The sequence below is a fragment of the Clostridium lundense DSM 17049 genome (assembly GCF_000619945.1).
GTDB classification, from domain to species: Bacteria; Bacillota; Clostridia; order Clostridiales; family Clostridiaceae; genus Clostridium_AO; species Clostridium_AO lundense.
The window spans coordinates 22,880-37,702 of the sequence record NZ_JHVC01000002.1 but is presented as its reverse complement, the minus strand read 5'-3'; the positions used below and the strand labels follow the sequence as shown (position 1 = coordinate 37,702).

The following is a 14,823-nucleotide window of genomic DNA, read 5'->3' as shown; positions in this document are numbered from 1 at the left end:
ATATGATACACCTTTTAAAAATATTAATAAAAATAGGTATGCCTTTGCATACCTATTTAACAGGGATTAATATAGTACAAGTTCTAAAATCATAAAACATTAACCAGTAACCTTCATATTCATTATTTCTAGACCTTGCTGGTACCCAAGTTACAAATCCAGACTTCCCACCAAACGGCTGATATTTTTTGTCCTTTCCTCCTGGAATACCATATACTAAATATTTCATTTTTCCTTCACTATCACATTTATATCCTACAACATAGTGACCATAAGGTACTATATATTTATAATAGTTTACCATAGGATAATACATTATTGCATATTTATTATAGTTTGAAATGCAACACATATCACTTGCATCTTTTATAGGCACCCTATACCATACACATTTCTTTATGTCTTCGATTTCTCCTTTTAATTCCTCAAACCCTTTAGCTACTTCCCTAAAAAATTCACCAGTCTTTCCATTAGGCCAATCTTTATTTCTTTTATCATCTCTCATATCTTTGTTTTCTATTATTTTTTCTTCTACATTATTTTTTAAATTATCTTCTTTATCTAAATTTATAACTTCATCTATTTTTTCAACATCTTCTATGCTTTCTTTTCTATCTACTGCCTGTACAACAGGTTCTTCCTGCCTTTCCACTTCAGCTATCTCAAACTTTGGCTCTTCTACCTGTTGTTTGCTTTGTTCTATACTTTCTTCATACTTATCGAATATATTTTTTTCTTCCTCTACTCTTGTTTCTATCTTTTCCTCTAACTTTTTTTCCACTTTCTCTTCTACTTTTTCTTCTACTTTTTCCTCTAATTTCTCTTCTACCTTTTCTTGTACTTCTTCTTCCTTTTCTCCTCTAACTGCAGCTTCAATTATTTCATATTCTCTCCATTTAGGTATATCTGATGTTAAAAATCCACTAAGTACTGATATTATATTTTTATCCAATAATTTAACTATAGCTGCTCCTGACACATTATCCATGGACATTCCAGTATCAGCTATATTATCAGCTAGATATTCATATGATACCTCTGATCTTCCATAATTATCTATGTTCAATTCCCCAATTTTTATTATTTTATTAGTATCTTTCTTCCCTAGTATTAATGTCATATAGTAAGGTGCTGATTCCTTCTTTAAGTTTTGAACATAATAAGAAACCTTACATTTATCATTCTTTAGCTCCAACTTTACATAACCGGTAGGTAATTTATCAGAAGCAAGAGCATATCCTCTTTCGTCTTCTTGCAATATAATAAAATATCTACTATAACTCTTTTTTTGTGCCAACTTAAAGTACCTCCATATATTTTATTCATTATAATATATGAGACATTATTCAAAAAGTGAACAATAACAAGTAAAAGTTATAAAAAGATTTTTATTTATGCTAATTTACCTATACAATCTGATAGTTTTCCAAACTCATTTATGGATAATGTTTCCCCTCTTCTTTTTGGATCTATACCAGCTTCTTCTAATGCTTTCTCCAATAAATCTTTATTTATTCCTAAACTTTTAAGAGCATTCCAAAGAGTTTTCCTTCTCATATTAAATGATGCTCTTATTATCTTAAAAAACAATTTTTCATCTTCTACTTTAACCTTGGGAGTATCTAATCTGTCTAATCTGATAACTATAGAATCTACCTTTGGTCTTGGTATAAACGAAGCTGGAGATACCTTTCTTATTACCTTTATATCACAATAATATTGTACTAATAGTGATAAAGCACCATATTCCTTAGTATTTGGCTCTGCTGCTATTCTTTCTCCTACCTCTTTTTGTATCATTATAGTTAAAGATTTAAATTTATAGTGTTCATTGAGTAACTTAGCAATTATAGGTGTAGTCACATAATACGGCAAATTAGCTACCAATTTTACTGATTCTTCTTTCCCAATTACTTCATCAAAATCTACCTTTAACGCATCCTTATTTATAATGCTAAAGTTTTCATATTCCTTTAACTCCTCTTTTAGAATAGGTACTAAATCTGAGTCCAATTCAATGGCTGTAACCTTTTTTGAAACTTTAAGAAGTTCTTTAGTCAATGTACCTACTCCTGGTCCTATCTCTATTATGAAATCATTTTTATTTACTTCTGCGCCATCTACAATATCCATTAAAACTTGTGAATCTATCAAAAAGTTTTGTCCTAGACTCTTGGTAAATTTAAAGTTATACTTGCTTACTATCTCTTTAGTATTATTTTTTTCCATTTTCATTCTCCTTATCAATAATCTCTAATGCTTTTATAAATTCATCCTTTGTTATTCCATAGTTATTTAATCTAGTTAAAAACTGAGATGTATTACAATATCCTATTCTCAATAATTTTCCTAACCTATCTCTATTCTCTTTAGATTTATTATTACCACAAAGTCCAAAATACATCATATCCTGAATGCTAAATTCACACCTTTTTTCTTTTACCTCAAATTTAGCAGCTTCTAATGCACTTATTATACTTTCAGGAGATGCATTTTCCACTCCTATATCTCCATCTTTTAAGCCCTCATCTTTAGAAATATACGCATGTTTTACTCCTTGTACTCTTTTAGATATTATTTTTCTAATTTTTTCCCCTGCAAAATCTGGATCGGTTAAAATTATAACTCCCTGCCTTTTTTGGGCTTCCTTTATTCTTCCTATAACTTTTGCATTTATTCCAAAACCACCTACCGCTATAATTTCTGCATCTACAGCCCTTTTTACAGCAGTAATATCATCTCTTCCTTCTACTACAATAACTTCCTTAATCATGTTATCCTCCTATTAATTACGTCTTACATTATATAAATATTTATCCGATGACTACCCGCTCTAATACTCCCATTTTCTTCAAAGTGAGAATAAAAAGCAGCTACTTTCCTAAATAACGATTTCTAAGCTTCAGTGGGAGTAAAAATCCCCTCTGAAGCCAATAACTTTGTTTATGTATATAGAAAAAATAGGAGCCTATGGCTCCTTTCACATTACTTCAATATATACACATTTACCCATTTTACTCCCCAATTGTATACTTCATTATTACCATCAAAGAATACATCTATTCTATCACCTTTTATTGCTCCTCCAGTATCCTCTGCTATAGCATAACCATAACCTTCTACATATACCTTAGTTCCTAGGGGAATTACTCTTGGATCTACAGCTATAGAACTATATCCACCGTGGTTTCTTCTTGCTACAGTTCCTGTAGCTGTTATTCCATAACCATAATCTCCAGGACTTTTACCCGTAGAAGCATAATCTGCTGTATAAGCAGTTGCCCTCATTTTCATAACATTGGAATAACGAACACTTACACCACGTGAAGGAGTATATACCCCCAAAGTTCCCATAGCTACCACTTTTTCAACTGGCTTTTTAGTAACCACTTCGCTAATTACTTTTTTACTTACTTCTTTGCCATTTTCATATACTACTCTTGTTGTTGTAACCTTTTCACCTGATTTTCCTTCTTGAATAACTTTCTTTCTTCCTTCTTCTAAGTCATTATTCTTTTTTAAAACTGTAGCATAATCTATTGATTTTGATTCTTTAATAATCTTAGTTTCTACCCTAGTAATGGCTACTTGTAAGCCATCCTTTAACGGATCTTCTTTTGATGGAGAAACTTTATCATATTCATTAAGCTTTATTCCTTCTTCAGCAAGCATTGTCTCTATATCTTTTTCTGCTGATTGAAGAACTAGTTTCTTACCATCTACATTCACTTCAACATTGACTGCTTTTTTAATGTATATTTTATCTTTATTTTTTATTTTACTGTCGAGACCAGGTGTTGTCTTATCCTTTGGTCCTACTACTATGCTATTAGCAACTAAAGCGTTCTTTAAGTTCGCTCTAAAAGTAGTTATTTTTTTCTCTTTACCATCTACATAAACATACAAAGTCTTTCTTGTACTAGTTATTATAATTGTAGAGATCATTAAAATCAATATCACGATAAAGATTGCCTTAGGACCATTGGAAAAATAACTTTTAATAGAATTTTTTAATTTTTCCACCACAAAAACCTCCCTTTGGCAAAACGCGCAGACAATTGAACATTATAATGTTCAAATTACGTTTTGTCAAATTTCCTTAAAATTTTCGACTGTCTAATGCAACACTGTGCATAAATATATAAAAAAAAATGATTGCGGTTTTAACATATTTGACAGCCCAAATTAGGTGGAATAACTTAGTAAAACTTATTATATTATATGCCTGTTATTTTTATTTTAATCACTTGTACCAAAAAAGTATTTTTATCCCATTAATTACAATTAATTTACTTTTCTAAAGTTACATAAACATATTTTACACTATTATTTTAAATTTAGCAACTTATTAACATTTAAAATAGTTTGTTCACTTACATTTTCCGGTTCTAAATCCTTAACTTGTGCCAACTGCTCTATAATGTATTTTATGTATTCAGACCTATTTCTCTTCCCTCTGTAAGGTACAGGTGCCATATAAGGACAATCCGTCTCAACTAAAATCCTATCTAGTGGTACCTCTTTTGCTACATCTACTATTTTCCTAGCATTTTTAAAGGTTATTACACCTGTAAAGCCTATATAATATCCTAACTTTAAGCACTCCCTTGCAATTTCTACACTACCAGAAAAGCAATGTATTACTCCCTTTACTTCTGGAAACATCTTTAAAATTTCAAGTGTATCCTCATGGGCATCCCTATTATGTATTATTACCGGAAGTTTGAGTTCCTGTGCTAACTCCATTTGCTTTATAAAAGCAGTTTTTTGTACTTCTCTTGATGGATTTTCATCATAATAATAATCAAGTCCTATTTCTCCTATAGCCCTTACCTTCTCATGTTTACTAAGCTCTCTTAATTCATTTAAAGCTAAATCACCTACTTCATTGGCAAATTCGGGGTGTATACCCACTGCTGCATAAAAGAAACTATTTTCTTTAGCAAGCTTTACAGAATCTCTAGCCCCCTGTAAGGATGCTCCACAGTTCAATACTCCTATTATATTATTTTCTTTTAATTCTTTTATTACTAATTCTCTATCTTCATCAAAGGACTCATCATCATAATGTGCATGTGAATCAAATATAAACATTGATCTTCCTCCTAAATATATACTTAATTTTATATTATAATATAAAAACATTGCGATGCAACTTTTTTAGAGTACAGCTTTGCAAATACAAAGACTTTTTCCTCGTTTCACTAGAAGGAAACTTAAAATAAATTTTCAAATTATAAATATGAAAAATAAAAAACCGTTATTAAATTAACGGCTTTTTCATCTTTTATTGAAGTTTTTCTGATAAATCTTTTCCATTTTCATCATATTTCCACAATGTATATCTTTCAATTAAACTACAAATCTTTTCTGCATACTTAGGATCTGTAGCATATCCTGCGTTTTTTATAGCAATTATCTGTTCTTTATAATTTGTAGCCTCAAATACCCCTGCATCAGCATATCGAGGTCTTGTATACAAAAATTGACCATGATCTTCTATAGATTCGTCAAAAGAAGGGTATGCTCTCCACTCGGCCATTGCTGGAACTAATTTCCCATTTATCCATTCTGTTGTTGGAAGCTCCTTTTTCTCACCTGTCCAGCTTTTATCTGCTTTTATTCCAAAAATATTGTTGCATTGTACGGCCTTGTCACTTTTCCCCCAATTACTTTCTAAAATTGCTTGAGCTATAGTTACAGAAGGAATAACACCATATTTTTTATAAGTTTTCATTGCTCCAGCAGATACCAAATCTATAAACTCCTGTTGGGAAAGTTCCTTAACTTCATTAGTATTATCATTTGGTAAAGGAGCTATTGTTTTAACCTTAATTGGAGAAATCGCCCCATACTTTATCCATCCTTTTTTATTTTTATTGCTATTTATAATTAAACAATATGCTTGTCCATAATTTAAATTGCTCTTGGGAATAACCTCAATTTTATCATTTTTTATATTGATAGTAATAGGAATGCTATTCATATTGCTATCCTTTATTTCTATTAAACTACTATTTACCAGATTTTTATCTAAACTTTTTGAAAATCGAATTGTGAATTTCTTATCTATAGGTACATCATTAAACTTGGTAAATGTCTTATAGTTTGGATAATAACTATTCCAATTTATATTACTGGAACCTGCTGCTTTTACCTCCATACCCAAAAAAAACAGCAATATAAATAAAGAATAAGTGATTTTATATATTATTCTTTTCATAATTAGTTTCTCCCTACATTAATATCATTAGTTGAAAAATTCATTTTAATTATACTAAAAATCATATTAATTTTCTACAATTTCACAAATTATAAAAAAATTAATCCCCTAATAAAAGGGGATTAATTTTTTATCCGATGACTACCCGCTCTAATACTCCCCTCTTCTTCAAAGTGGAAGTAAAGAGCGGCTACGTCCCTGGATAACGATTTCTAAGCTTCAGAGGGAGTAAAAACTCATTCCGAAGCTTAGAATTCTGTTTATCTTACAATACTACCAGTTGGAAGTTCTTCTGGAATAGTAACTGCGAATAATTTACTATCATCATCAGTTGAAGCAGCTAAAATCATTCCTTGTGAAATTTCTCCTCTTAATTTTGCAGGTTTCAAGTTTGCTACAAGAACCACATATTTTCCAACTAACTCTTCTGGTTTGTAGTATTTTGCTATTCCTGATATTACTTGTCTTTCTTCTCCACCTAAGTTTACTTTTAACTTAAGAAGTTTTTTTGCTCCCTTTACAGGCTCACATTCTAAAACCTTTACTACTCTTAAGTCAACTTTTTCAAAGTCCTCTATAGCTATTTCTTCTTTTAAAGGTTGCATTTGTGACTTTGGTGCATTAGCCTTCATTTGCTCTTCTTTTAATTTATTTAATTCTTCAATTTTAGCTTCTACATCTATTCTTGGGAATATTGCTTCTCCCTTAATTATCTTAGTTCCTGCTCTTGTACCATCAAAAGATGATATACTCTCCCAAGTAGTAAGTTCTATATTCAACTGTTTATTTATTTTTATGCTAGTTTCTGGCAAGAATGCTGATATTAATACTGAAACTATCCTTAGAGTTTCTGCTAAATTATAAAGAACAGTTCCTAGTCTTTCTTTCTTAGTTTCATCTTTAGCTAATATCCATGGTGTAGTTTCATCTATATATTTATTAGCTCTTCCTATAAGTGCCCAAATTTCATCTAAAGCTTCTGGTATTCTTAAACTATCTATATGTTTTTCTACCTTCTTATGTGTATCTAAGGCTAATTCTATTAGACTGTCATCTATATCTTCTTTAGCTAATTGAGCTGGCATTGTTCCGTCAAAATACTTTTCAATCATAGCTGTAGTTCTTGATAAAAGATTCCCTAAATCATTAGCTAAATCTGAATTTATCTTCTTTATAAATATTTCATTATTGAATATACCATCTGCTCCAAAAGGTATTTCTCTTAAAAGATAATATCTTACTGGATCTGTTCCAAAATGATTTACAAGCACCACAGGATCTACTACATTACCCTTTGACTTTGACATTTTTCCTCCATCGACTAGTAGCCATCCATGACCAAATACTTGCTTTGGTAGTGGTAATCCTAACGCCATTAACATTATTGGCCAGTATATTGTATGGAATCTTAAGATATCCTTTCCAACAAGGTGTACATCTGCTGGCCAGTATTTATTTAATAAATCCTGATTTTCACCATTATACCCTAGTGCTGTTATATAATTAGCTAATGCATCTATCCATACATATATAACATGTTTTTCATCAAAAGTTACAGGAACTCCCCAATCAAATGTAGTTCTTGATACACAAAGATCTTGTAATCCTGGTTTTAAGAAGTTATTTAACATTTCATTTTTTCTTGACTCTGGTTGAATGAATTCAGGATGAGTTTCTATATACTCTATAAGCTTAGGTGCATATTTTGACATTTTAAAGAAGTATGCTTCTTCCTTAGCTTTTTCTACTGGTCTTCCACAATCAGGACATTTTCCATCTTGCAACTGAGTTTCTGTCCAGAAAGACTCACAAGGTGTACAATACCATCCTTCATATTCGCTTTTATATATGTCTCCTTGATCATATAATTGCTTAAAAATCTGTTGAACAGCACTTACATGATAATCATCAGTAGTTCTGATAAATTTATCATAACTTACATTCATCATTTCCCATAAATCTTTGATTCCTGCAACTATTTTATCTACATATTCCTTTGGAGTTACGCCTTTAGCTTCTGCTAATCTTTGAATTTTTTGTCCATGCTCATCTGTTCCTGTTAAGAACATTACATCATATCCTGTAAGTCTTTTAAATCTAGCTAATGCATCAGCTGCTATAGTTGTATAAGTATTTCCTATGTGTAGATTTGCTGATGGATAATATATAGGTGTAGTAATATAAAAAGTTTTCTTTTCCATGAAAACCCCTCCTTTATTTATTTTAAATAATGTATAATTTATACTTCATATTCTGTTATTTATAAACTAAAAAAACCTCTATACAGTATAAACTGCATAGAGGCGTATTTAACGCGTTACCACTCTAGTTCGTTTCATTTTCACAAATAAAACCTTATGAAGTGACTATATAATCACTCTGCAATATAACGGTTGCTTCCCGTATTACTCTACTTTAATTTTGAGTAATATGCTCTGGGGCCATGTTCATAAACTTCCCTATTACTGGCTTTCACCTATTTCCAGCTCTCTTTTAAACAGTTTCATTTATTACTCTTCCCATCATTGCATTTCAAGTTTAATCATAATATATATAAATTTTACTGTCAACCACTTTATTTCATTTATTATTTCCATAATTGTTTTTAAATATACTATAAATCGTTTCTTAATTCATCAAATTTTCTTTTAACACTTTTTAAATCCTGCCAAAATAATATTTTTTTACTCTCATCTCTAAAAAGAGCTGCTGGATGAAAGGTAGGCATTATGTAACATCCCTTTCTCTCAATCCACTTACCTCTATCTCTAGTTATTCTCCAATCAGAACCAAGTATATATTTCATAGCAGTGGATCCTAAACATATAATAATTTTTGGCTTTATTAATGCAACTTGATTCCTTAAGTAAGGTAAACATGCTTCTGCCTCCACTTCATTAGGTGTTCTATTATTTTCAGGTCTACATTTACATATATTACATATATAATAATCCCTCTCTCTTATTAAGTCTAGTGCTGTTAATCCCTTTGTTAAGAGCATACCTGCTCTACCAACAAAAGGCCTCCCTAATCTATCCTCGTCTGCACCAGGTGCTTCTCCTATAAACATAAGTCTAGATCTAGGATTTCCCTCTCCAAATACCATATTATTTCTGCTATTTTTAAGTTCACATTTATTACAATTTAAACATTCATCATAAAGTTCTTTCCATTTCAACAATTTTGTCACCTCAAACTGAAATTTTATATTATAATATTTATATCTTTATTTTACTCTAATTATAATATTTGTCACAATAAAAGTTTTAAAATGGGAGGAATTTATGTTTAACAAAAAACTTATAAAAGAAGTAGTATCTCTAGCATTGCCTGCGGTAGGTGAAATGATTCTATATATGATGATATGGGTTTTAGACACTATGATGGTTGGTCAATATGGTGGACAAGTTGCTGTAAGTACTGTGGGACTTAGTTCTGAGATAATGTACACCTTAAGTAATATTTTCATTGCTGCTGGAATTTCAGTTGGAACTGTTTCTCTAGTATCTAGAAAATTAGGAGCTAATGAAAAATCTGTTGCTGAAGAATATGCCACTATGGGATTACTAAACGGCTCTATTTTATCTCTTTTAATATGTATAACTGCTTTTACTTTTTCTCCTAAAATTTTATACTATGCTGGGGCTAGAGATCAAATATTATCCCAAGGAATAATTTATATGAGAATAACATCCATAGGATTATTTTTTAATATGGTAATGAATGTTCTAAATTCAATATTAAGGGGGTCAAAAAATACTCGAATTCCCCTCATCGCCTCTGCTATAGTAAATATAGTAAACACGTTTTTAGATTGGGCATTAATTTTCGGAAAATTTGGCTTGCCTGAACTAGGTATAAGAGGAGCCGCTATAGCCACTGCTCTAGGTCATATAAGTGGATTTATTTTCATAGTTATATACACAATAAAATTCTCACAAGTAAAGCCTAGATTTAAGTATATTGAAAATTTAAGACTAAACAAATTAAAAAGATTACTAAAGCTGTCCATTCCTTCATCTCTTCAAGAGGCAGCTTTTAATTTAACAAGACTATTAGGAACTGTAATGATTATGTATCTTGGTGCAGTGGCCTTTGCTGCAAATCAAATAACCACTACAATAGAATCAATTTCTTTTATGCCTGGTTCTGGTTTTGCAATTGCGGCTACTACCTTAGTTGGACATAAAATTGGAGAAAATAAACTATCTGAAGCCAAACAATATGCATATACTTGCACTATTTTAGGAACTATTGTGATGCTTATGTGTGGTTTAATGTTTTTATTATTTCCTAAATTTCTTATTTCACTTTTTATAAATAAAGCAGAAATAGAGGTAATAGGTTTAGGCACACTATGTCTTATGATAGCATCTATAGAGCAGCCTGCTATGGGTATTTCTATGATACTTGGTGGTTCCTTGAAAGGTGCTGGGGATACTAAATCTCCTTTCATAGTTGCCTTAATTTCTAACTGGGTTATTAGACTTCCACTTATGCTATATTTTATATATTCATTAAAAGCATCAGTTACTTATGTCTGGTGGATAACATCTATTCAATGGGTTATTGATGCAATAATTATGATTACTTTATTTAGAAAAAGATTTAATAAACTTATCCAAAACCATTTGACAAATACCAACACATAAATACTAATATACAAATATTGAAAACCCTATGTAATTTGTAAACATAGGGTTTTTATTATTAGTAAAATATTGAAGTTACCACTATAACAGCTATAATTATAGCTGTTAAGTCTGCAATTATAGCTGCCCAAAGTGTATGCCTAATTTTCTTTATACCTACCGCTCCAAAATAAACTGTAAGAGTATAAAATATAGTCTCAGTAGATCCCATTATGGTAGATGCTATTCTTCCAATATAGCTATCTGCTCCATAATTGTTTATTATATCTGTAAATACTCCTAATGCTCCACTACCAGATAGTGGTTTAATTAATACAAGCGGCACTACTTCCCCTGGCAGCCCTATATATTTCACTATTGGACTTATTAACATTATTATATAGTCCAATGCTTTAGATTCCCTAAGCACAGCTACTGCAAGTATCATAGCTAATAGATATGGGAAAATTTTAAAGCATATAGTTATACCATCCTTGGCTCCTTCTATAAAACATTCGTATACTTTAACACCTTTCAACATTCCATATGTAACTATTGAAATAATTATTATTGGTATTATTATATTTCCTATATTCATGAGCTCCTCCTGCTAAAAATAATTTTGCAATATCTTACAACTTATGACTCCAACTAAAGCAGCTATTCCTGTAGTCAATATAGCAGGTAATATTATTTCTCCTGGACTATTAGATCCTGCCGCTGCTCTTATAGATATTACAGTAGTGGGTATAAATTGTATACACGCTCCATTTAAAACTAAAAATAAAGCCATATCATTAGTAGCAGTATCATTATTATTATTTAATTTCTGCATATTTTCCATAGCTTTGATTCCAAATGGGGTCGCTGCATTTGATAATCCCATCATATTAGCAGTAATATTCATAACTATAGCTCCTAATGCTTCCTCATTTTTACCTTCCTTTTTAAATATCAACCTTAAAATAGGCTTTAATACCTTAGCTATTTTATCAGTTAGTCCACTTTTTTCAGCTATTTTCATTACCCCACACCAAAGACACATTGTTCCTAACAACTTGATTGTTAATTCAACAGTAGAATTTGTTGAAGCTAATATGGCTTTAGAAATAATTTCTCCTCTTCCAGTAATCAGCCCTATAACAATGCCAAAACTCAATATGAAAAACCAAATATAATTTATCATATACTCCTCCTCCTAAATATTTACATATCTCATAATTATTACTCAATTAATGTATATGTGTAATATCCCCTTTGTATTGCAATTAAATTTTAATAGTGTTACCATGTATAATGTATTTATAAATTTGTTGTATTGGAGGCTTCCTATGACTATAAAGGAAATAATGGAATATATTGAAAGCGAATATAATATTATAAATAGTACTCCTTGCGAAGTCTGTGGAGGAGAATATTTTGCAGATAACTTACAAATAGATCTTATAGATGGAATTCCTTATGATGTATGTAGTTGTGTTTGTTCACACTGTGGTCATGAAAAAACATTTGAATTTTACGCTCCATTTGTAGATGAAAAAGATCAAAAAAAACTTAAAAGTAAACTTAATTAAAAAATGAGGGTTTATCCTTAATAAGGATAAACCCTTTATATTATTTCTTATATACCGGTACTTCAAATACTAAAGTAGGATTTTTACATTGAGCAAGTAAAGTCTTAATATTTTGCACCTGTTTATATGCCCAGCCTATATCTGTTGCATATTGATAACTTCCAGGCGCAAACGGATTCCACTTCATTTTATATAAAGTATCTCTTTTTTCTTTAGGATTATTTACATACTTTTCTGCTATAAATTTAGCTCCACCTATTATAGCCGCTTCTGGGGTAAACCACTTTTGACTATAAGCATACTCTGAGCCATATTTTTCTGGATCTGAATCAATAGCCTTTATTCCAAACATGTTATAAACTTTCTTTTTACCTTCAGCCCCGTCCACTTCAATACCACTAGCAAGTTTAGATGTTCCACTAGCAGTTTCATGTATAGCATGAGCAACCAAATATACAGGATTTACATTATTATCTTTACCTGCCTGTATAAATGCTTTACCTGTATTCTCTAGTGTACCTCTTCCTTTAAGTATATTGTTTAAATCTTGCTCTGTTATACTATCATCTATATAATTTAATTTTAAAAACATATATTTTCCGGATTCGTCCATAAAGTTATTTGGATTTAAATAATACTTAATTTGATTATTGCTTGCACCTACCCAAGAAGACGGCCCTTCATCTGTTACTGAAACTCCAGGTTTTATTTGGCTATTTAAAACTTCCTGTAACCCTTTATCATAATTCACCTTAGTAACACCCTTATCACTAATACTTTTAACACATCTAAAATAATCTATATAATAGTTATCAAAGTCTGTATTATCATCCAATTGTGCTCCCTTTACATTAGGTCTTTTTACATATATTAGGACTTTATATTTTTCCCCATTTTCTCCCGCATCAAAAAATTTATTGGAAGTTATCTTTCCATCATTAGCATATGTATACCCATTGGTTATCTCTTCATAAGCTCCATAACTATCTGTTTTATATGTATATTTGCTAACATATATTCTGTATTGTGTCTGTGAGCCTGCTGAGGAATTTATATAAAAGATTTGTTTTTGATTAGGAAGCATTGGTTCATATTGCATTTTTAGGTCTGTAATCTTAGGTAAATTTTCATAATTAGAAGTGTCTAAGTATCTATCTGCTATAGTAAACTTCATCCTAACTGGTTGTACTAATTTTTTTCCTCCTGCAGATTGTACTCCTGTACTTAAATTTAAATAGTAAGCCTGAGCTGGAACATATCCCTCTGTTTTTGGGGTCACTACAACACTTTTATCATTTTCTCCTGGGGCTATATAAGCTTTTATTTTATTTCCCTTTATATCTGTTACAATTATATTATCACTATTAATAGTTTCTTTATTCAAGCTAAAATTAAATTGTATTGTCCATTTTTTATCCGTAGATATGCTTGTCCTAGGTTCAAACTCCTTAATTCCACTATCTGATGCAAATACACTACCTGCAAACATGGTACTAGTAATTGCCAAAGCTACCACAGTATTTTTTACTATTTTCATTAAAAATTACCTCCTGATGAAAAAATTATTCCATATCATAATTATATAGAATATTCTATAATTTTTCTATGGGAAATTATTCATATATTTTTCCCTAATAACATTATATAAGTATTACAATAAAATTTATATAATAATTGATATAATTTCTAATAATATATGTATATAGAAAGGATAAAAATTATGAAAAATAAAATTCTTATAATCGAAGATGAAAAAAAATTATCAGATGTAATGAGTTTATATTTAAAAAAAGAAGGCTATGAAGTTTTTACAGCTTATGATGGTGAGGAAGGGGAAAAAATCATAGAAAGTAATATCTTTGACTTAATTATACTGGATGTTATGATGCCCAAAAAAGATGGTTGGTTCTTATTAAGAAAAATAAAATCTATTTCTAATACTCCTGTAATACTTACTACTGCTCGTGGTGAAGAGGATGATAGAATTTTTGGACTTGAACTAGGTGCAGATGATTATATGGTAAAACCCTTAAGCATGCGTGAGCTAGTCCTTAGAGTGAATTTAAGAATAAATGCATGTTTCCATAGAAATAAATCTTTAGCTTTTGGTAGTTTAATTATAAATGAGGAAAAAAGGGAGGTTTTGGACAATAATGAAACTATAAACTTAACACCAAAAGAATTTGATTTATTATTGTTTTTATGTAAAAATCCCTCCCAAGTTTTTAATCGTAGTCAACTTTTAGATAAAGTTTGGGGATATGACTTTGTTGGTGATACTCGAACAGTAGATACTCATATAAAAAATTTAAGAGAGAAAATAACCTTTTGTGAAAAAAACATAAAAACTGTATGGGGAGTAGGATATAAATTTGAAATATAACTCCCTAGGAGG

14 protein-coding genes and 1 other annotated feature are annotated in these 14,823 nt (G+C 30.4%); of the genes, 3 read left to right on the top strand and 11 right to left on the bottom strand.

Annotated features, from left to right (window positions below; translation table 11 throughout):
- Positions 1-52: 52 nt before the first annotated feature.
- The 8 genes from T514_RS0103985 to T514_RS0103950 form a co-directional block, all read right to left on the bottom strand.
- Positions 53-1,297, bottom strand: a complete 1,245-nt coding sequence (locus T514_RS0103985; protein ID WP_027623602.1) for a DUF7922 domain-containing protein — start codon at positions 1,295-1,297, stop codon at positions 53-55.
- Positions 1,298-1,392: 95 nt separating this feature from the next.
- The gene (gene rsmA, locus T514_RS0103980; protein ID WP_027623601.1) at positions 1,393-2,229 is read right to left on the bottom strand and encodes a 16S rRNA (adenine(1518)-N(6)/adenine(1519)-N(6))-dimethyltransferase RsmA; all 837 of its coding nucleotides are present in this window, start codon (positions 2,227-2,229) and stop codon (positions 1,393-1,395) included.
- Positions 2,216-2,773 carry a ribonuclease M5 gene (rnmV, locus tag T514_RS0103975; RefSeq protein WP_027623600.1) on the bottom strand — a complete coding sequence of 186 codons (558 nt, stop codon included), beginning with the start codon at positions 2,771-2,773 and terminating at the stop codon, positions 2,216-2,218. The genes rsmA and rnmV overlap by 14 nt, the downstream gene beginning before the upstream one ends.
- A 212-nt stretch (positions 2,774-2,985) precedes the next feature.
- Complete coding sequence (locus T514_RS0103970) at positions 2,986-4,026, bottom strand: 3D domain-containing protein (protein ID WP_027623599.1); 1,041 nt, start codon at positions 4,024-4,026, stop codon at positions 2,986-2,988.
- 300 nt (positions 4,027-4,326) lie between these two features.
- Entirely contained in the window at positions 4,327-5,094 is a 768-nt protein-coding gene (locus tag T514_RS0103965) for a TatD family hydrolase (protein WP_034868145.1), read from the bottom strand.
- A 193-nt stretch (positions 5,095-5,287) separates the two neighbouring features.
- Positions 5,288-6,223, bottom strand: coding sequence for a glucosaminidase domain-containing protein (locus T514_RS25535; protein ID WP_051541770.1), 936 nt, complete (start codon positions 6,221-6,223; stop codon positions 5,288-5,290).
- A gap of 260 nt (positions 6,224-6,483) precedes the next feature.
- A complete protein-coding gene (gene metG / locus T514_RS0103955; RefSeq protein WP_027623597.1) occupies positions 6,484-8,424 on the bottom strand; it encodes a methionine--tRNA ligase in 1,941 nt (646 codons plus the stop codon).
- Between the two features lie 95 nt (positions 8,425-8,519).
- Positions 8,520-8,758, bottom strand: a binding site (T-box leader).
- Between the two features lie 79 nt (positions 8,759-8,837).
- On the bottom strand, positions 8,838-9,404 hold the full coding sequence (locus T514_RS0103950; RefSeq protein ID WP_027623596.1) for a uracil-DNA glycosylase: 567 nt from the start codon (positions 9,402-9,404) through the stop codon (positions 8,838-8,840).
- A 103-nt stretch (positions 9,405-9,507) separates the two neighbouring features.
- Here T514_RS0103950 and T514_RS0103945 point away from each other — a divergent pair, with 103 nt between their 5' ends.
- A complete protein-coding gene (locus T514_RS0103945; protein WP_027623595.1) occupies positions 9,508-10,875 on the top strand; it encodes an MATE family efflux transporter in 1,368 nt (455 codons plus the stop codon).
- Positions 10,876-10,933: 58 nt separating this feature from the next.
- Here the strand turns inward: T514_RS0103945 and T514_RS0103940 are convergent, their stop codons facing one another.
- Both T514_RS0103940 and T514_RS0103935 read right to left on the bottom strand, forming a co-directional pair.
- Positions 10,934-11,452, bottom strand: a complete 519-nt coding sequence (locus T514_RS0103940; RefSeq protein ID WP_027623594.1) for a spore maturation protein — start codon at positions 11,450-11,452, stop codon at positions 10,934-10,936.
- 12 nt (positions 11,453-11,464) lie between these two features.
- Positions 11,465-12,040 carry a nucleoside recognition domain-containing protein gene (locus T514_RS0103935; RefSeq protein ID WP_027623593.1) on the bottom strand — a complete coding sequence of 192 codons (576 nt, stop codon included), beginning with the start codon at positions 12,038-12,040 and terminating at the stop codon, positions 11,465-11,467.
- 145 nt (positions 12,041-12,185) lie between these two features.
- Here T514_RS0103935 and T514_RS0103930 point away from each other — a divergent pair, with 145 nt between their 5' ends.
- Positions 12,186-12,428: a hypothetical protein gene (locus T514_RS0103930; protein ID WP_027623592.1), complete on the top strand. Its 243-nt coding sequence runs from the start codon at positions 12,186-12,188 to the stop codon at positions 12,426-12,428.
- Between the two features lie 40 nt (positions 12,429-12,468).
- Here the strand turns inward: T514_RS0103930 and T514_RS0103925 are convergent, their stop codons facing one another.
- A complete protein-coding gene (locus T514_RS0103925; protein WP_027623591.1) occupies positions 12,469-13,965 on the bottom strand; it encodes a glucosaminidase domain-containing protein in 1,497 nt (498 codons plus the stop codon).
- Between the two features lie 183 nt (positions 13,966-14,148).
- Between T514_RS0103925 and T514_RS0103920 the strand changes: the two genes are divergently transcribed.
- A complete protein-coding gene (locus T514_RS0103920; RefSeq protein ID WP_027623590.1) occupies positions 14,149-14,811 on the top strand; it encodes a response regulator transcription factor in 663 nt (220 codons plus the stop codon).
- Positions 14,812-14,823: the final 12 nt, after the last annotated feature.

What these genes read in the sequence shown, in the direction of transcription:
- T514_RS25535 (WP_051541770.1), bottom strand. Translation starts at nt 6,223, where the DNA reads ATGAAAAGAATAATATATAAAATCACTTATTCTTTATTTATATTGCTG.
- T514_RS0103965 (WP_034868145.1), bottom strand. Translation starts at nt 5,094, where the DNA reads ATGTTTATATTTGATTCACATGCACATTATGATGATGAGTCCTTTGAT.
- T514_RS0103935 (WP_027623593.1), bottom strand. Translation starts at nt 12,040, where the DNA reads ATGATAAATTATATTTGGTTTTTCATATTGAGTTTTGGCATTGTTATA.
- rnmV (WP_027623600.1), bottom strand. Translation starts at nt 2,773, where the DNA reads ATGATTAAGGAAGTTATTGTAGTAGAAGGAAGAGATGATATTACTGCT.
- T514_RS0103925 (WP_027623591.1), bottom strand. Translation starts at nt 13,965, where the DNA reads ATGAAAATAGTAAAAAATACTGTGGTAGCTTTGGCAATTACTAGTACC.
- metG (WP_027623597.1), bottom strand. Translation starts at nt 8,424, where the DNA reads ATGGAAAAGAAAACTTTTTATATTACTACACCTATATATTATCCATCA.
- T514_RS0103945 (WP_027623595.1), top strand. Translation starts at nt 9,508, where the DNA reads ATGTTTAACAAAAAACTTATAAAAGAAGTAGTATCTCTAGCATTGCCT.
- T514_RS0103930 (WP_027623592.1), top strand. Translation starts at nt 12,186, where the DNA reads ATGACTATAAAGGAAATAATGGAATATATTGAAAGCGAATATAATATT.
- T514_RS0103920 (WP_027623590.1), top strand. Translation starts at nt 14,149, where the DNA reads ATGAAAAATAAAATTCTTATAATCGAAGATGAAAAAAAATTATCAGAT.
- rsmA (WP_027623601.1), bottom strand. Translation starts at nt 2,229, where the DNA reads ATGGAAAAAAATAATACTAAAGAGATAGTAAGCAAGTATAACTTTAAA.
- T514_RS0103940 (WP_027623594.1), bottom strand. Translation starts at nt 11,452, where the DNA reads ATGAATATAGGAAATATAATAATACCAATAATAATTATTTCAATAGTT.